We start from the raw sequence: 15895 nt of genomic DNA on the forward strand, positions 1-15895 counted from the left end.
GCCCGTCCGGTTGCACGGGGGCGCCTCTTCCGGTACCCCATGAGTGTGGTTCTGAGAGGTGCGGATGACGGCAAGGACACTGATTGGCGATCTCGGCGGCACGAACTTGCGGCTGGCACTGACCGATGGCACCGCGCTTGAGGCCGAGGCCCGTTTTCTGACGGCAGAGCATGACGGCCTGGAAGCTGCGCTTGACGCTTATCTGAACGGGCTTCCGCCCACGCACCGCCCGGCCGGGGCCATTCTTGCCGTGGCGGGGCCTGTTTCCGGTGACCTCTTTACCCTGACCAACTGCCCCTGGAGCTTTTCCCGGCAAGCTGTCGCGGGACGTTACGGCTGGAGCCGGTTTGATCTGCTGAACGATTTCTCGGCGGTTGCGTCCGGCCTGCCATATCTGGACGGCCCTGATCTTGAACTGGTCAAGGACGGCACTGCGATGCCGGATGGGCCCAAGCTGGTGCTCGGGCCGGGGACGGGACTTGGTGTCGGGATCGCGGTGCCCTCGGAAGATCGCTGGACTGTGCTGGATGGGGAAGGCGGGCATGTCAGCCTGCCGGTTTGCGATGCGGAAGAAGCGGATCTGATGCGCCGGCTGAAACACGGCACCGTGCCGGTTTCAGCCGAAGAGGTCCTGTCCGGCTCGGGGCTGGCGGCTTTGTTCAATGCCATAGCGGAGCGGGACAGGGGGGCGGAGCGTGACGGGGTGGCGGAGCGGGCCGAGGCCGGTGCCGATGTCATGGCCCGGCTGACCGATGACGCGTGCCCGGTCGCCCGCGAGGTACTGGACCGGTTCTCCGTGTTCCTGGGGGCGGTTGCCGCGAATGCGGCCCTGACCGTGGGGGCACGCGGTGGCGTCTATCTGACCGGCGGTGTGCTGGGGCATGCAGGCGACGCTTTCCGGCAGGACCTGTTCCGGGACCGTTTCATCGCGAATGCCCGCATGGCGGATTATCTCGCCGCGATCCCGGTCTATCGCATCCGGCATCCGGAGCCGGGTCTGTTCGGGCTCCGGATGCTGGCGCGTGGTGTGTCTCTCACTCAGTGAATGACGGCTGGCAGGTCATGCCTCTTCGGTCAATTTTGACATTGTCACCCGGTTCCTTACGCTCGGACGCTCCTGCATTCTTGCGTACCAGGCCCGGAGAGCGCCGCATTCCTGTGGCACCGGCACGTCCACGCGCTCGGCAAAGATCAGACCGCCTATTGTCGTGATATCGGCCATCGAGAAGACATCGCCAGCGACAAAGGGCTGTTTTTCCAGGACGTCGTTGAAATAGTGCATGCCTCTTATGGCTTTGTCGCGCTGGCGGAAACCCCATTCCGGGTTCTGATAAATCTCGACATCGGGCCCAAGCCCGGGCGTACCATGATGGAAATAAACACTTATGGCATCGAGCAGTTCCAGCTCCGCACGCTTGCTCATCATGTGGATCATGCCTTTTTCACGCGGCGTCCGGCCTGTGAGCGTCGGAAGGCCATCAAGCGCGTCGAGATATTCCGTGATGGCGGTGCATTCCGCAATGAAGCTCCCGTCCTCGAGTTCAAGCACCGGTAAGGTGCCGGAATAGTTCTTGGCCAGAAACTCCGGCGTCTTGTGCTCACCTTTCCAAAGGTTGACCGATATGAAGGTGACAAGCGGCTGCAGGTTTTTCTCGGCCAGAGCGATCCGCACGCGCGCCGGATAGGGGCCGGTGTGCCAGTCGTAAATTTTCATGATTAAGCTCTCTACCTGTCAGTTGGTAGATAATTCATAGGCTATTAATCCATTCGGTCAATGGCTATCTATCACTTGGTAGAATGCAGAATACCTTGATGAGGCGGGATATGGGCGAGAACGCTAAGGAAGCTATCCTGGCAGCAGCCAAAAAGACTGCGCAGGCACATGGTTACGGCGGATTGAACTTTCGTGAACTGGCGGCTGAAGTCGGTATCAAATCCGCGAGCATCTATTATCATTTTCCAAGCAAAGCGGATCTCGCGGTAGCAGTGGCCCGGCGCTATTGGGAGGACTCGGCAGCTTATCTGGAGGCGATGTCAGCCGAGCTTCCGGATCCTTTGCACTGTCTTCGTAAATATCCTGTGACGTTCCGCCGGGCGCTGGAAAATGGCAATCGCATGTGCCTGTGCAGCTTCATGGCCGCGGAATATGACGACCTGCCCGACCTCGTGAAAAAAGAGGTGCGGCATTTTGCAGATGTCCATGTGGGATGGCTTAGCAAGGCCTTGTCATCAGCCGGCATAGGCACTTCTGAGGAATGCGACCAGCGTGCAGGCGCCATCTTCGCTGCCATTGCAGGCGCGCAGCTGATGGCACGGAGCCGTTCGGATATCTCGCTTTTTGACGGGATGATCGACAGCTATCGCGCGGCGGGACTTCTCCCGGCCTAGGTAACGAGCCTTCAGCGCCCGTGACTGCTTTTGCATCCGGAGCCGGATCTCTTCAGGCTCCGGATGCTGGCGTCTGACTGGATTATTATTCAGTGCAGATTGGTCAGCACATCCTGGAACCGCTCCAGCGCCCAGTCGACCTGATCCCGTGTAATCACCAGTGGCGGGGCGATGCGGATGGAATGTTCGTGTGTGTCTTTCGCCAGAATGCCGCGCTCTTTCAGGGCCTCGCAGTACTTCTTGGCGCCGCCCGCTTCCGGCTGCAGCTCGACCGCCAGCATCAGGCCGCGGCCGCGGATTTCCTTCACCGCGTTGGAGCGGATGTCTTCCAGCCCGGCCTTGAAATAGGCGCCCTGTTCGGCGGAATTCTCGATCATTCCCTCGCTCACCAGCACGTCTAGCGCAGCCCGGGCGATGGCGCAGGCCAGCGGGTTGCCGCCGAAGGTGGAGCCATGCTGGCCCGGTTGCAGGACGCCGAGAACCTCGGTGTTCGAAAGCACGGCGGAGACCGGGTAGAAGCCGCCGGACAGCGCCTTGCCGACCAGTGTCACGTCCGCCTCGATCTCCTCATGCTCTTCCGCGAGCATCTTGCCGGTGCGGCCGAGGCCTGACTGGATCTCGTCCAGGATCAGCGTGATGTTGTGCTCGGTGCAGAGCGCCCGCATCCGCTTCAGATAGCCTGCGGGCGGAATGATCACGCCGGCCTCGCCCTGGATCGGTTCGATCAGCACGGCGACGGTGTTCGGTGTGATGGCCTGTTCGAAAGCTGTGATGTCACCGAACTTGGCCACCCGGAAGCCCGGCGCGAACGGGCCGAAGCCGCCACGCGCGACAGGATCGGTGGAGAAGCCGACAACGCCGATGGTGCGGCCGTGGAAGTTGTTGGAGAAGACGATGATCTCGGCCTGGTTCTCTTCCACGCCCTTCTGCTCATAACCCCATTTGCGGACCGCCTTGATGGCGGACTCAACGGCCTCGGCGCCCGAGTTCATCGGCAGCACCTTGTGGGAGCCTGTCAGCCGGGCGATGTCTTCGTAGAAACCGGCGAGCTGATCATTGTGGAAGGCGCGGGAGGTCAGGGTGATGCGTTTGGCCTGCGTCACCATCGCTTCAAAGATCTTCGGATGGCAATGGCCCTGATTGACCGCCGAATAGGCGGACAGGCAGTCGAGATACTGTTTCCCGTCCACGTCCCAGACATGCACGCCTTCGCCCCGGGACAGTACCACGTCCAGCGGTTTGTAATTGTGTGCGCCGAGGCGCTGTTCGGTGGCGATGAAGTCTGCGGCGTTTGCCATGAGTGTCTCCGTGGTTCGGGGTATCAGAAAGGCCAGGGCTCAGAAAGAACGTGTCGGCCGGTCCATGACCTTGCGGCCGAACAGGCTCGCGGTCAGGTCGACCATCAGGCGCGCGGTCTTGCCGCGCTCGTCGAGAAACGGGTTCAGCTCGACCAGATCGAGGGAGCTGACGCGCCCGCAATCGTTCAGCTTTTCCATGATCAGATGCGCCTCGCGGAAGGTCGCGCCGCCGGGGACGGTGGTGCCGACCGCAGGCGCGATCTCGGGATCGAGGAAATCGACGTCGAGGCTGACATGAATGATGCCGTCCGCCGCTTCGACCCGCGCCAGGAAATCTTTCAGAAGAGTGTTGACGCCATGCTCGTCGATGGCGCGCATGTCGATCACTTCGATCGGCTGGTTCAACAACTCGCGATGCTCCGCCGGATCGACGGAGCGGATGCCCATCATGGTCATGTTCTCGGGCTTCACCGGCACCTCGAGCGGCGGGAAGTAACCGTCGAAGCCGTCACGGCCGGTGAAATAGGCAACCGGGACGCCATGCAGATTGCCGCTCTCGGTGCTGTTGAGGTCGTGATAGTCGGTATGGGCGTCGAGCCAGAGCACGAAAAGCTCGCGGCCGTCTTCCCTGGCGGCCTTGGCGATGCCGGGAAGGGTTCCCGCCGCCAGCGCATGATCGCCGCCGAGGAAGATCGGTGTGCGTCCGCCCTGCTTCGCCTGATAGGCGGCTTCGGTGAGCGTCTCCACCCAGCCGGCGGTTTCCGTCAGGTTCTTGATCGCCTTGTTCGGATGGCTGCGCGGCGCGAGTTCCGCGGCGGCGCAATTCCCCAGATCCTCGACGGAATGGCCAAGGCTTTCCAGCGCCCGGCCGAGCCCGGCGGTGCGGAATGCGTCAGGCCCCATCAGGCAGCCCGGCTGGCCTGCCCCGATCTGAACGGGGGCGCCGACAAGAACACAGGAACGGGGATCGCTCATTCTCAACTCCATGAATGGTGTGCGGATCACGCGCCCGCGGACCAATGATGGCCGACCATGATGTCAGTATGCGGGCAATTCTCTGGCGCAAAATAGATGGCAATTTGCGCAATTTGATCCATGATATGGTCAATATGATAAACTAAATATGACGATTTGAAAAATGGATGCTGTTGACCAGAAACTGATCGCCGCGCTGCGCCGGGACGGCCGGGCAGGAATTTCCGAGCTTGCCGGGACGGTCGGGGTGTCGCGCGCCACGGTGCGCAGCCGGCTGGAACGGCTGGAGCGGGACGGCCATGTGCTCGGCTACACGGTGGTGCTGCGCGGGGACGCGTCGGAAATGCCCGTGCGCGGCATCATGCTGATCGAGATCGAGGGACGCGGGACCGAGAACGTGGTGCGCCAGCTCACCGGCATCGGCGAGGTCGGCGCGGTGCACAGCACGAATGGAAAATGGGATCTGATCGCGGAGATCGGCGCCGAGACCCTGACGGATTTCGATGATGTGCTGCGCCGTATCAGGTTGATTGAAGGCATCGCCAGTTCGGAGACCAACCTGCTGCTGGCAACACGGCGCAGCGCCCGGGCTGCTCGCCGGGGGTGACGGACAGGCGAGACCTAAGTCGGACGTGTCGGAAAGACCGAGGAGACGAGGGCGGCGGCAAAGGGGCGGTCGAGCGGTTGATTGGTCAGAAGCCGGTACCAGAATGCGCCGTGGATCATTGCCGTGACCGTGTCGATATCGGCCGATGGCGGTAATTCGCGTTCCGAGCAAGCCTTGTTCAAGATCTGGCGAACCATCTGCTCACGCGGGAAAACGAACTTCTCTTTGAAGGTTTCACAGAATTCAGGATCGCTCTGGGCGCAGGCAATCAGACTGCTGATGGCATCTCCCTCGCGTGCAAGGCTGTCAAATACGTCTGCCAGGAACTTTTCCAGCACCGAGCGAGCCGTTAATCCGGCGTTGCCCGAGAGCGTGGGCGGCTCGCCGGCAGTTTCGAAAAATGCTTCCAGCACCAGATCTGCCTTGCTTGACCAGCGACGATAGAGCGTCTGACGCGCTACGCCAGCTACACGCACAATTTCACTGATACTGACATTCTCGTAGCCTTTTTCCGTCACCAGGCGCCGCGCCGCAGCCTTGATTGCCGGTGCCGATGTTTCATCCCTAGGGCGGCCGCCCGGTTTGTTGTCATTGGTCATATCGTCTCTCATCAAAGAAGACTGTAGTCTCGTAAATTAGTGGACTATAGTCTATTATTGTGTCAGTCGTCTCCTAACGATTGTAGATCACTATGACCGGAAAACCTTCCTTGACCCAATGGGGCACCGCAGCCCTGCTGTGTGTGGCGACGCTGACCATCATGGTGGGCAGCGCCATCGCGCCCGCTCTCCCGCGGATAGCCGGTCATGTCGGCATGGCTGAGAATGCGAGTTGGCTGATCACCTTGCCTTCCTTGGGGGTGGTCGTTTTCGGGCCGATGGGGGGGCGCATGATTGACCGTATGGGCGGTCGGCGTGCTGTGATGCTCGGGCTGTTACTCTATGGTTTCCTGGGAGTGATAGGGGCGATTATCACCAGTGTCCCATTGTTATTGCTCGATCGTTTTCTGCTTGGTGGCGCGACCGCGCTCGTGATGGCTGGCGGGACGGTATTAATTTCCGAGTTTTTCGAAGGTGGCGAGCGCTTGCGTATGATCGCCCGGCAAGGGATGGCCATTGAGCTCGGTGGTGTCGTGTTTCTGAGTGCCGCTGGACTGATGGCGGAAATCAGCTGGCGTCTTCCCTTCAGCCTCTATCTGCTGGCCTGGTTGTTCTGCATTCTCGTCGCGGTTTCCATTCCTGATCCAGCCCCTGCGGTAGAGGATGACGCTGTGGCTCAGGACGATGGCGTGAACTGGGTCGGGGACATTTACTTTGCAGCAGCATTGTCACTGATCCTGTTTTTCGCCGGTTTCATTACCTTGCCCGGTCTGCTCGCCGATATGGGAGCTTCCGAAGCCATGACAGGATATTATCTGGCGTTCGTTTCGCTCGTTGCAGTTTGTGCCGCAGCCCTCATGCCCCGGATTCAGTTACTCGCAGGGACCCGTACGGTCTTTCTTGTCGCTTTCATGTGTTACGCGGTGGCTCACACAATTTATCTGTCCAGTCCTTCGTTACCGGCCTTGATTTTTGCGGGCTTTATGATGGGAGGCGCATTCGGTTTTTCCATTCCCCTGGCTAATCACGAAGTTGTTGAGAGGAGCCCGCGTGCGGTGCGGGGACGCAATCTGGCCTATCTCTCATCAGCAGTTTTTCTGGGCCAGTTCCTGTCCTCGTTCCTCGAACTGTTCAGTCCGGAAAAAGCCGTGACGTTCGGCTCGGCTGCCGGCCTCGCGGTCATTGGAGCAACGATCTACGCGATCCTCGCGCAACGGGCCGCACCGATCCGGCTTCCGGAACTTCCTGGCTGACCCTTTACGCGCCCATGAGAAAGGTCGCGACGCTGTATATTCATACTCGCACGGGCCGCTCACGGGTATTGCGGAGCGGCCCGTGCAGCTATTCTATTCCGAGGCGGCAGATTCAAGCGCATGGGAGCCGTGCGGGTTGTCGAGCACCATCAGCCATTTACCGTCCGGTTGGCGGCGCAGAATGGCGACGGTGAGGCCGCCCATGGTGACGTCCTCGCAACCGGGTTTGGTACCTCGCATGCCCCATGGTGCTAAATGCACAGCGATATCGCCGGTTACATAGACTTCATGCTCCCCGTAATGAACGGTCGGTTTGGTGGCAGCGAGTTCACTGAAGATTTGCCGGGCGACGGTTGCGTCGGCAACCTGCTGTCCCGGCTCGAACAGGATTGAGGCGCCGGGTTCGTAGGATGCCATGACACCGTCCAGATCACCTTTCTCGAGATTGGTGGTCATGGTCAGGATGGTGGAGAGAACGGCTTGTTTGTCTTCCATAGGAAATTCCTTTTCGTGTCGTATGGGGGAAACGCGCGCAGGTCGACACAAACCCAGCGCGCGCAAAGGCAATCGCATAAGCCTGCGTGAACGGGCGGCGATGAGATTCAGACGGCGCGGATATTCAGTGCAGCTGCTGTTCGGCGACGATGGCGCGTACCGTGGCGGCGAGGTCATCGGGGCAGGAAAACAGGGCCGGGTTTTTTTGTAGAGAGAGCGCGGCCAGGTCCCGTTCCATGCTGCGCGTGCGGGCAAGGATTTTCTCGTAGTCATCTGCATCGGCGCTTTGTGTCAGCGGGCGCGAATTGTCGAGCCGTCCGAGGCGGAGTGCTTCGGGCAGGCGGCGCGGGCAGCGGCATTGCGCCGCTGGGTTGGCGAGGCCGCAGACCCGTCCGGAGAAGGCGACGACCTCCGAGCGCGCACGGGACAGGCGTTTGCGATAAGTGGCTGGAGCGATTTCCAGCACATCCGCCGCTTCCCTGTGATCGAGTTCGAGAATGTCGCCAAGTACGAAGGCGGTGCGATGTTCCACATCCAGGCAAAGCAACATAGCCATTGTGCAGGCGATGCGGAGTTCGCCGAGCATGGCAACATCATCTGCTGCCGGTGCCGGATCCTCGACCAGGCCGGCATGCAGGTCTTCCTCAAAAGCCTTGAAGCTCAGGGTGAGTGTGCGGCTCTGGATTTTGCGGGAGCGCAGCAGGTAATTGACGGTGATCCGGTAGACCCAGGTGCGAAAAGCGCTCCGGCCCTCGAAGGTTGAGAGCCGGGTGATCATGAGGATCAGGATTTCCTGCGTCGCGTCCCGTGCATCGTCGGGATTGATGAGAAAGCGCAACGCCAGGGTGTAGATTGAATCCTGCGAAGCCCGGACAAGGTCTTGTAGCGCGCCTTTGTCCCCGATCCGGGCCTGTTGGACCAGATCATTAAGGGCTTTTGTATCCGGCACTTTCAGAGGCATGTTCGTCGCTCCGTCGTTGGTCTGAAAGATTAGAGACCAGACGGCAGGGATGTGTGACACTAATAGTTACGTCACGCTGCGGTATCTTCCTCAAGCAGGTCGAGTGCCTTGAGGGCAGTGCGGGCGGAGAGCCAGAGCTCTTCCTCTTCACGAATAACCTTGCAGACGACATTGAGGCCGACCAGCACGGTCTTCAGGGCAAGCGCGGTGGCGTGCGGATCGAGGCTTTCGGGCAGTTCCCCGGTTTCCTTGCCGGACGCGAGCAAATGTTCCAGCCGGGTGACATTCGCCTTGACGATATCGGTCACGATCGGACCGAGCTCTTCGTCGCGGCTGCACAGCTCGGCCACGCTTTTGATCGCGAAACACCCCCTGGCATCGGGATCCGCGGCACGGGCGCGGCAGGCGGCGCGGAATGTTCCGGTGATCCGGCGGCGGACCTCGCCCGGGTTGACCTGCGCATCGGCAAAGGCCTGGTCGGGGGCCTGGTCGCCATACCGGGCAAGGGCCTCGCGAAACAGGGCTTCCCGGCTGCCGAACGCATTATAGAAACTTGACCGGGTGATGCCAAGACGTTCGGAGAGCGCCTTGACGGAGCAGGCCTGGTACCCGGCGCGCCAGAACGCTTCCATCGCAGTCTCGATGGCCTCGTCTCTGTCAAACTTGCTGGGCCGTGCCATTTCCGCTCACGCACCTATGATTTGTACATATATGGACAAAACGGATTATCCGTGTTCTGTCCGGCTATCTGCATAAAGCGCCTCGTGCGTTTTGTCGATCTGCTGGAAAATCAGGGAGTTTGCGATGACGGCATTTTTTGTGGCTGTGGTGACAGTCAAGGATCCGGCCAGGATGCAGGAATATTCACAGAAGGCCGCGGAAACCTTCAAGCCGTTCGGCGGTGAAATGGTGATGCGCGGGAAAGCCGGAGAGGTTCTGACCGGCGGCGCCGTCACCCATCAGGCCACCGGTATCGCCTCTTTCCCGAGCATGCAGGACCTGAAAGCCTGGTACGCCTCGGATGCCTATCAGGCGATCATTCCCCTGCGCGAGGAAGCGGCGGAGATGACGATCACCACGTATGACATGCCGTCCTGAATAACTGCACGGGGCGGCTTGGCGTGCTCGCCCCGTGTCCGGACCGTTCCGTGAAAAGCGCGTGGCCGATGTGGTCCCGGATGATCTAGGCTTCCGGGACTGGCAACATTGCAGGTCTGTCGCTCATGAAGATCACAGGCATCCGGAGTCATGTGCTCCAGTACGATCTCGACGAAGAGCTCGGCTATTCCCAGCAATATTACCTGAAGCGCACGGCCCATCTGGTGGAGGTTTCCACGGATGAGGGGATGACCGGCTGGGGTGAGTGTTTCGGCGGCGGCGATATCGCGTTCGCCAACAAGGCCATTGTCGAGCGTGTCATCCAGCCGATGGTGCTCGGCATGGATCCGCTTGAGCGCGAGGTGATCTGGCACAAGGTCTATAACCTTCTGCGAGACCACGGACAGAAGGGCATGCCGATCCAGTCTCTTTCCGGCGTCGATATCGCGCTCTGGGATCTGGCCGGAAAGATCCACGGGGTGCCAGTCTACCGGCTGCTCGGCGGGGCCTTCCGGGAACGCATCCCGGTCTATGGTTACGGCATGATGCTGCAGCGGGTGCCCGATCTGAAGGAACGCTTCGCGGCCGAGAGCGCGGCGATCAGCGCCGCCGGCTACAAAGCCATGAAGATGAAGATCGGGCGCGGCGTGAAAGAGGATATCGCCCTGGTCGAGACGGTGCGCGATGCGATCGGCCCGGATATCGGTCTGATGGTGGATGCGAACCACGCCTATACGGCGCGCGAGGCCATCCCGCTCGGCCGTGAGCTGGAGCGGCTCGGCGTCGCCTGGTTCGAGGAGCCGGTGGCGCCGGAGGACCGGCAGGGCTATCGCGATCTCTGCCTCGCCCTCGACATGCCGATTGCCGGCGGGGAGGGGGAGTTCACCCGCTGGGGCTTCCGCGATCTGATCCATAACCGCTGCGTCGACGTGCTGCAGCCGGAAGTCTGCGGGCTGGGCGGTATCACCGAGTATCTGAAAGTCCGGGCGCTGGCCGAAGCCCATTTCATGCCGATCGTGAATCATGTCTGGGGCTCTGCCGTGGCCGTCGCCACCAACATGCACCTGCTGGCGGCCCTGCCGGATCTGCCCGGCGGCGCACACCCGGTCCAGCCGATGCTGGAATACGACACCACGCCGAACCGGTTCCGGGAAGAGTTGCTGACCGAGCCGCTCCGGGTCGGCGAGCAGGTGAAGGAAAGCGGCGGCAGCGTCGGGTTGCCGGGCGGGCCGGGGCTCGGGATAGAGCCGGACCCGGATTTCATCCGGCATTTCACGGTGCGCTGAAACAGGATCACGCCGCCCGGGTGAGAATGTCCGCCGCTTTGTGATCGCCGGGGACGCCCTCGATCAGAATAATGTTCCCGGTGCTGTTCCGGCTGCGCAGCGGCAGGATCGCCGCATAGGCATCCGAGCGATACCAGGCGCGCGCCTTCTCCATATCCGGAAATTCAATGACGATAAGGTCGCCCGCCCACTGACCCTCGACGCATTCCGGTTGTGCGCCATGGACCCGGAAACGGCCCTCAAAGAGCGCCAGGGTGGTATCAATCCGTTCCAGATATTCTACGATTTCAGGCCCCATGCTGACGGCGGTCAGATGCCCGATGGCGAATGCCGGCATGTTCATTTCTCCCGCTGATGTGATGCGGGAACAATGCTGGTGGGAGGTGGGGAAGCCAATTACCGGGGAGGTAAGAAAATCGCCACGACGTTCGTGTGTGTTCGCGATGGGACTCAGGGGGCGGAAGCCGCTTCTTTCTTTTCTAAAGTCACATGATCTCGATTGAAGGCCGTTTTCGACCCAAAGCGGTCGGTCATTTCTTCAGCTCCCGACGATCAGGCCGCCTTGATGCGGGCATTCTGATCGGCGGAACTGAACTGTTCGTCTTCGAACCAGATACGATCATCGCACTGTACGGTCGATAGGTAACCAGCCCGGCCCAAAATGATCGCTTGAACCTATAGTAGCTATAGGTACTAGATTTCTCATTGCGGCAGATTTAGGTGAGGGGGCAGAAAGCGATGCAGGGTTGGTTATCTGCTTGTAGACGGCTCGTCGAGCTAGGTGGGGCCGCTGCAGCATTGATTTTCTTGCCAGCACTCATTCTTGTGTCGGGCTACGACATCGTCGGACGGCGGCTTTTTCATTTCAGCTCGACCTTATTGCAGGAGCTTGCCTGGCATTTCTTCTTCGGTTGCGTGATGTTCGCCATTGGATACACCTATATTCAAGAGCGCCATGTCCGAGTTGATATTCTGCGTGAACGCCTCCCTGCCCGTATAAAAAGAAGGCTCGAGCGAATCTTGTTGACGGTGCTCCTTCTTCCGTTTTGTCTTATATTATTCTGGTTTGGCGCTGAAATGACTTGGCTTTCTTTTGTTCAGGGAGAAGGGTCTCGCGCAGCTTTGGGGCTGTCCGCCCGGTGGATAGTCAAGTCTGCGCTGCCAGTCTGCGCTCTGCTCCTGTTCTTGGCGGGTATCTACCGTTTTGCCTTTCCGACGATTGATCGAGGAAGCGAGCTATGATCTTGGTGGATTACCTCCCCCATCTCATGCTGATAGTTCTTGCCCTCCTACTAATGTCGGGCTTTCCCGTTGGGGCTATTCTTGCTGGGGTTGGAGTTGGCTTTGGGTTGCTCGGTGTTGTTATTGGTGAGTATCCGGTTCAGTCGCTCTTCCTCATTCCGAGTAAGATTTACATGTCTATCGGTGAGAATCTAACCTATCCGGCTGTACCGATGCTGTTATTTATGGGCGTTGCGCTTGAAGTCAGTGGCGCTGCGCGAGAACTGCTCCTGTGTTTACAGCGTATTTTAGGCCGCGCCCCCGGGAGCATGTGCGTATCGGTGATCTTGATTGGCCTGCTGCTGGCGCCACTTGCCGGCGTGATTGGGGCTTCAGTCGCTACTATCGCCGCCGCTGCCTTACCAACCATGATGGCCCAGCGTTATCGTCCTGAAGTCGCCAGCGGCGTTATCGCGGCCGCCGGGACGCTTGGGGTGATAGCACCGCCAGCGATTATGTTGTTCTTTTTGTCGGATGCAATGGAGTTGACGATTGGCAGTATGTTTCTAGCGCCAATCTTGCCTATACTGTGCTTGGCGGGGGCCTTCATTTGTTATTTTATTGTAATTGATGTGCTGCGCCCACGTTCCGGTGCGGCAGCCATGCCGTCCGAAAATGGACGCTCAATACTTATTTATCTTATTCGAAGCCTGGTTCTGCCGGTCGGACTCATAGCATTGGTGCTTGGCTCTATCGTCGCGGGGTGGGTGTCGCCGACAGAGTCGGCGGCTGTCGGGGCCATCGGTGGCGGTGCGATGATCTTTTTATACCGCGGGTTTGATCTTGCCCTACTACGTCAAGCCTTGGTTCGCACGATGGTGATCACCGGAATGGTGTTTTTCGTGGTCCTAGGAGCTGGAATCTTCTCGTTGGTGTTCCGGTTTTATGGAGGAGACGACATAGCGATTGGCTTGTTCGAAGATCTATCGATCGGCGATTTTGGTGTGCTGGCCGTCGTGTTGATTATTTTATTTGTGCTAGGCTTTTTCATCGATTGGATCGAGATCACTCTAGTCTCATTGCCAATTCTTTACCCGGCAATAAGCCAGCTTGATTTTTCTGCATATGTTGGATCAGAACAACTGGCCCGGCTCTGGATTGGCGCTCTCGTTGCCTTGGTTCTTCAGACTTCCTTTCTGACCCCACCCTTTGGTTTTGCGCTTTTCTTTCTCAAAGGCGCGGCTCCTGACAGCATTCGAATGGCGCAGATTTACCGTGGCGTCATCCCACTTGTTGCGATCCAGCTTTTAATGATAGCCGCGGTGCTGTTATTTCCCGCACTGGTAACCATACTACCGAAAGCCGTTTTGGGGATTTGACGCCAGAACCGTAAATACCGATTTGCTCTATCGAGCGCAGACTCGGATGACCGATTAATGGATATGCTGCCAAGTGGGTTAGGAAGCATCAGCGTTTGAAGTATCCGCAAGACCCTCGATAATACGGCACTCAGAAATATTTACGCTGCTACAGGAGTCGATCATTCGTTCGAGCTCTAGTTTAAGTCCTGAGAATCGAGCGATGCGACGGTTGATCTCTTCGAGGTGGGATTTGGCTATTTCTGTTACAACCTCGCATCCTTGACTTGGTTGAGCTGTAAGGGCCAAAAGCTCGATTATGGCGTTCTGACGAAAGCCCAAATCGCGGCAATGTTGAATAAACTGGAGTCTCTTAACGTGCTCCGGCCCATATCGCCGTTGATTGCCACTAGTGCGACTAACCGCAGGCATCATCCCAATCTGTTCGTAGTACCGAATGGTTGGAACCTTGCACCGCGTTGTTTCGGAAAGCTGACCGATTGAAAGCTCAACGGCCATAGTGAAACCCCCTTGAAGCTATAGTGACTAGAGAGTGTAGGCTTGCAGAGCGCTTCTATGGAAGTGGAAAATTGGACCTTGTCAACATCGTCACTGCGGGAGAGGGGCACGTTTGAAACCACTCAGTTTTAGGAAAAATAGTGCGCCGAACCAACTTTAAACCAAATCGGGTCTCAAGGGGCGTCGGAGGAACACCGTGCTGCATAGAAGGAATATTCGATCAATAACGGCAGAGCGTCTCCTAGCGGCTTCCTTTCTCATGATCGGCCAATCAGTCGCCGGAACTAAAGTTTCTGCCCAAGCATCACGGTTGCCTGACTCTCGGGATACATTTAACCCATGCAGGATGCCTCGCGGCATGTGGGTGCCTAAGAGCATGAGCCCTCACATGCAACAGAGAATGAAGCGCTTTTGGACGTTCATGCATCAAGGCGTTCCGCTGGAGCATCAAGACGGGCAAAATCCCGCCGCCTTCTACGGAACGATCATACGGTCAGGCCGCCGCCTCTATCATGAGAACCGTGCTTCGTGTGATGGCAGTAGCGGTATGGGCGATGGCGAAGCGGTAAAATCGCCCAATCCGTCACCGACTTTGCTCGCCTACATGAACCAAATGCACACGATTGTCGGTGATTACATGCTGTGGGCGATCTCAGAGAGTGGAGTTGTCTTCGGTGCGGGTATTCGGGGGGGCAATGATGTAGTTTCCATAGAGGTGATCTGGACGATCGTCGGGGTTATGCCAGCCAGGTTTCCATCAGAATGAATCTTGAGAATTACGACGCGCAAACAAAAACTGTTTGGAACAGAGCTCATTTTGAGCCAGATCACAATGCGAGGCGTTCCAGGATATGTCTTGCTATTTTCACTCGGCTGTTCGGCTGGGGCAGCCTCGCCGTTCTTGTTGCCTTTCTATTCAATAATTATCTGACCTATTGGCGCGGATGGCCGGGGCCTGCCGGGGTAACGGGTGAAACCGCAGATATCTCCTCGATGATTCAGGCCGGATTCTACGGCATCGCTGTTCTTTTTGTCGCGTCGTACTTGGTCTTGGACCGGTTTCGCCTTCTGCGCGAGGAGCGCGAGCGGATCGTCCGCATCAATTCCTTCCTGATTCGCACTGCCTTCTGGTCGGTCCTGCTGATCGGCCTGGTCGACTTCAGTCTTGCGTTCCTGCGGGGCGAGAATCTGCTTGCCGCGATGGCCGGGGACGAGCTGTTCAAGCAGCTCATGAGAGCAGAATTCCGTGGGGGTTACGTACATATGTCCCTCGTCGGGGTCGCAATCATCATTGCTTCAATTACGCGTTCGATCGGCGTGACCTGGCTTTCCCTACTGATCGTAGTTGCCGAGTTGCTGCTGGTTATCTCCCGCTTTGTCTTTTCCTATGAGCAAGACTACATGGCGGACTTGGTCCGTTTCTGGTACGCGCCGCTGTTTCTGATAGGCTGCGCATACGCCCTGCGTGAGGAGGGGCACGTACGGATCGACGTTCTTTATACGGCCTTAGGTCTTAGATCCAGAAGCGTCGTCAATGCATGCGGCGCTGTGCTTTTGGGAATGCCGTTCTGTTGGCTGATCCTGATTGTCGGGACCTCGGGGAAAGCAGCTATCATCAACAGCGCTCTGCTGACCTTTGAGATCGAGGGCATCGGCAACGGCCTGTACGTCTTCTATTTGATGACTGTGTTTATCGCGGTGTTCGCTATCACGATGCTGGTCGAGCTTGTCGGCACTTTTTTTGATGCGGTAGCCGACTGTCGTGGGGAACCCGGCGGACGTAATTGTGATGCGGTAGCAGGGACCGTCCATCCCGCGACCAGGGAGGGGCCGTAGA

At 58.7% G+C, this 15895-nt stretch carries 19 protein-coding genes; 10 read left to right on the plus strand and 9 right to left on the minus strand.

The features are described from left to right. The first annotated feature begins 64 nt into the window (after nt 1-64). A complete protein-coding gene (locus AAC126_RS00950) occupies nt 65-1045 on the plus strand; it encodes a glucokinase (RefSeq protein WP_339848972.1) in 981 nt (326 codons plus the stop codon). Nucleotides 1046-1060: 15 nt separating this feature from the next. On the opposite strand, the gene AAC126_RS00955 is transcribed toward AAC126_RS00950, so the two are convergent. Further along, entirely contained in the window at nt 1061-1714 is a 654-nt protein-coding gene (locus AAC126_RS00955) for a glutathione S-transferase (RefSeq protein WP_339848975.1), read from the minus strand. 110 nt (nt 1715-1824) lie between these two features. Between AAC126_RS00955 and AAC126_RS00960 the strand changes: the two genes are divergently transcribed. After that, nucleotides 1825-2388, plus strand: a complete 564-nt coding sequence (locus AAC126_RS00960) for a TetR/AcrR family transcriptional regulator (RefSeq protein WP_339848978.1) — start codon at nt 1825-1827, stop codon at nt 2386-2388. 89 nt (nt 2389-2477) lie between these two features. Here the strand turns inward: AAC126_RS00960 and rocD are convergent, their stop codons facing one another. Beyond that, nucleotides 2478-3686 (minus strand): ornithine--oxo-acid transaminase, encoded by a 1209-nt coding sequence (rocD, locus tag AAC126_RS00965; protein WP_339848981.1) that lies wholly within the window; start codon nt 3684-3686, stop codon nt 2478-2480. 39 nt (nt 3687-3725) lie between these two features. Next, nucleotides 3726-4661, minus strand: coding sequence for an arginase (gene rocF / locus AAC126_RS00970; RefSeq protein ID WP_339848984.1), 936 nt, complete (start codon nt 4659-4661; stop codon nt 3726-3728). A gap of 163 nt (nt 4662-4824) precedes the next feature. Between rocF and AAC126_RS00975 the strand changes: the two genes are divergently transcribed. Further along, nucleotides 4825-5268: an Lrp/AsnC family transcriptional regulator gene (locus AAC126_RS00975; protein ID WP_339848987.1), complete on the plus strand. Its 444-nt coding sequence runs from the start codon at nt 4825-4827 to the stop codon at nt 5266-5268. A gap of 14 nt (nt 5269-5282) precedes the next feature. Here AAC126_RS00975 and AAC126_RS00980 read toward each other — a convergent pair whose 3' ends face one another. After that, nucleotides 5283-5867: a TetR/AcrR family transcriptional regulator gene (locus AAC126_RS00980; RefSeq protein ID WP_339848990.1), complete on the minus strand. Its 585-nt coding sequence runs from the start codon at nt 5865-5867 to the stop codon at nt 5283-5285. A gap of 110 nt (nt 5868-5977) precedes the next feature. On the opposite strand from AAC126_RS00980, the gene AAC126_RS00985 reads away from it, so the two are divergent. After that, nucleotides 5978-7120, plus strand: coding sequence for an MFS transporter (locus AAC126_RS00985; RefSeq protein WP_339848992.1), 1143 nt, complete (start codon nt 5978-5980; stop codon nt 7118-7120). Between the two features lie 93 nt (nt 7121-7213). On the opposite strand, the gene AAC126_RS00990 is transcribed toward AAC126_RS00985, so the two are convergent. The 3 genes from AAC126_RS00990 to AAC126_RS01000 all read right to left on the minus strand — a co-directional run bounded on the left by AAC126_RS00990 (nt 7214) and on the right by AAC126_RS01000 (nt 9256). After that, nucleotides 7214-7615: a hypothetical protein gene (locus AAC126_RS00990; protein ID WP_339848995.1), complete on the minus strand. Its 402-nt coding sequence runs from the start codon at nt 7613-7615 to the stop codon at nt 7214-7216. Nucleotides 7616-7739: 124 nt separating this feature from the next. Beyond that, nucleotides 7740-8576 carry an RNA polymerase sigma factor gene (locus AAC126_RS00995; protein WP_339848998.1) on the minus strand — a complete coding sequence of 279 codons (837 nt, stop codon included), beginning with the start codon at nt 8574-8576 and terminating at the stop codon, nt 7740-7742. 71 nt (nt 8577-8647) lie between these two features. Then, nucleotides 8648-9256 carry a TetR/AcrR family transcriptional regulator gene (locus AAC126_RS01000; RefSeq protein WP_339849001.1) on the minus strand — a complete coding sequence of 203 codons (609 nt, stop codon included), beginning with the start codon at nt 9254-9256 and terminating at the stop codon, nt 8648-8650. A 124-nt stretch (nt 9257-9380) separates the two neighbouring features. Between AAC126_RS01000 and AAC126_RS01005 the strand changes: the two genes are divergently transcribed. Both AAC126_RS01005 and AAC126_RS01010 read left to right on the plus strand, forming a co-directional pair. After that, nucleotides 9381-9674 (plus strand): DUF1330 domain-containing protein, encoded by a 294-nt coding sequence (locus AAC126_RS01005; protein ID WP_339849004.1) that lies wholly within the window; start codon nt 9381-9383, stop codon nt 9672-9674. Nucleotides 9675-9799: 125 nt separating this feature from the next. Next, complete coding sequence (locus AAC126_RS01010) at nt 9800-10960, plus strand: mandelate racemase/muconate lactonizing enzyme family protein (protein WP_339849005.1); 1161 nt, start codon at nt 9800-9802, stop codon at nt 10958-10960. Nucleotides 10961-10967: 7 nt separating this feature from the next. Here AAC126_RS01010 and AAC126_RS01015 read toward each other — a convergent pair whose 3' ends face one another. After that, a complete protein-coding gene (locus AAC126_RS01015) occupies nt 10968-11297 on the minus strand; it encodes a DUF1330 domain-containing protein (RefSeq protein WP_339849007.1) in 330 nt (109 codons plus the stop codon). 401 nt (nt 11298-11698) lie between these two features. On the opposite strand from AAC126_RS01015, the gene AAC126_RS01020 reads away from it, so the two are divergent. Both AAC126_RS01020 and AAC126_RS01025 read left to right on the plus strand, forming a co-directional pair. Then, complete coding sequence (locus AAC126_RS01020; protein ID WP_339849009.1) at nt 11699-12202, plus strand: TRAP transporter small permease subunit; 504 nt, start codon at nt 11699-11701, stop codon at nt 12200-12202. Then, on the plus strand, nt 12199-13560 hold the full coding sequence (locus AAC126_RS01025; RefSeq protein ID WP_339849011.1) for a TRAP transporter large permease subunit: 1362 nt from the start codon (nt 12199-12201) through the stop codon (nt 13558-13560). Before AAC126_RS01020 ends, AAC126_RS01025 begins: the two co-directional genes overlap by 4 nt. Nucleotides 13561-13638: 78 nt before the next feature. On the opposite strand, the gene AAC126_RS01030 is transcribed toward AAC126_RS01025, so the two are convergent. Then, complete coding sequence (locus AAC126_RS01030; protein WP_339849014.1) at nt 13639-14058, minus strand: helix-turn-helix domain-containing protein; 420 nt, start codon at nt 14056-14058, stop codon at nt 13639-13641. A gap of 388 nt (nt 14059-14446) precedes the next feature. On the opposite strand from AAC126_RS01030, the gene AAC126_RS01035 reads away from it, so the two are divergent. Both AAC126_RS01035 and AAC126_RS01040 read left to right on the plus strand, forming a co-directional pair. After that, nucleotides 14447-14824, plus strand: coding sequence for a hypothetical protein (locus tag AAC126_RS01035; RefSeq protein WP_339849017.1), 378 nt, complete (start codon nt 14447-14449; stop codon nt 14822-14824). Further along, nucleotides 14821-15894 carry a TRAP transporter small permease subunit gene (locus AAC126_RS01040; protein ID WP_339849019.1) on the plus strand — a complete coding sequence of 358 codons (1074 nt, stop codon included), beginning with the start codon at nt 14821-14823 and terminating at the stop codon, nt 15892-15894. Before AAC126_RS01035 ends, AAC126_RS01040 begins: the two co-directional genes overlap by 4 nt. Nucleotide 15895: the final 1 nt, after the last annotated feature.

This window comes from uncultured Nisaea sp. (assembly GCF_963974195.1).
GTDB lineage: Bacteria > Pseudomonadota > Alphaproteobacteria > Thalassobaculales > Thalassobaculaceae > Nisaea.

Coding starts and splice junctions, on each gene's coding strand:
- AAC126_RS00950 (WP_339848972.1), top strand. CDS start 65: ATGACGGCAAGGACACTGATTGGCGATCTCGGCGGCACGAACTTGCGG.
- AAC126_RS00955 (WP_339848975.1), bottom strand. CDS start 1,714: ATGAAAATTTACGACTGGCACACCGGCCCCTATCCGGCGCGCGTGCGG.
- AAC126_RS00960 (WP_339848978.1), top strand. CDS start 1,825: ATGGGCGAGAACGCTAAGGAAGCTATCCTGGCAGCAGCCAAAAAGACT.
- rocD (WP_339848981.1), bottom strand. CDS start 3,686: ATGGCAAACGCCGCAGACTTCATCGCCACCGAACAGCGCCTCGGCGCA.
- rocF (WP_339848984.1), bottom strand. CDS start 4,661: ATGAGCGATCCCCGTTCCTGTGTTCTTGTCGGCGCCCCCGTTCAGATC.
- AAC126_RS00975 (WP_339848987.1), top strand. CDS start 4,825: ATGGATGCTGTTGACCAGAAACTGATCGCCGCGCTGCGCCGGGACGGC.
- AAC126_RS00980 (WP_339848990.1), bottom strand. CDS start 5,867: ATGACCAATGACAACAAACCGGGCGGCCGCCCTAGGGATGAAACATCG.
- AAC126_RS00990 (WP_339848995.1), bottom strand. CDS start 7,615: ATGGAAGACAAACAAGCCGTTCTCTCCACCATCCTGACCATGACCACC.
- AAC126_RS00995 (WP_339848998.1), bottom strand. CDS start 8,576: ATGCCTCTGAAAGTGCCGGATACAAAAGCCCTTAATGATCTGGTCCAA.
- AAC126_RS01000 (WP_339849001.1), bottom strand. CDS start 9,256: ATGGCACGGCCCAGCAAGTTTGACAGAGACGAGGCCATCGAGACTGCG.
- AAC126_RS01005 (WP_339849004.1), top strand. CDS start 9,381: ATGACGGCATTTTTTGTGGCTGTGGTGACAGTCAAGGATCCGGCCAGG.
- AAC126_RS01010 (WP_339849005.1), top strand. CDS start 9,800: ATGAAGATCACAGGCATCCGGAGTCATGTGCTCCAGTACGATCTCGAC.
- AAC126_RS01015 (WP_339849007.1), bottom strand. CDS start 11,297: ATGCCGGCATTCGCCATCGGGCATCTGACCGCCGTCAGCATGGGGCCT.
- AAC126_RS01020 (WP_339849009.1), top strand. CDS start 11,699: ATGCAGGGTTGGTTATCTGCTTGTAGACGGCTCGTCGAGCTAGGTGGG.
- AAC126_RS01025 (WP_339849011.1), top strand. CDS start 12,199: ATGATCTTGGTGGATTACCTCCCCCATCTCATGCTGATAGTTCTTGCC.
- AAC126_RS01030 (WP_339849014.1), bottom strand. CDS start 14,058: ATGGCCGTTGAGCTTTCAATCGGTCAGCTTTCCGAAACAACGCGGTGC.
- AAC126_RS01035 (WP_339849017.1), top strand. CDS start 14,447: ATGCAACAGAGAATGAAGCGCTTTTGGACGTTCATGCATCAAGGCGTT.
- AAC126_RS01040 (WP_339849019.1), top strand. CDS start 14,821: ATGAATCTTGAGAATTACGACGCGCAAACAAAAACTGTTTGGAACAGA.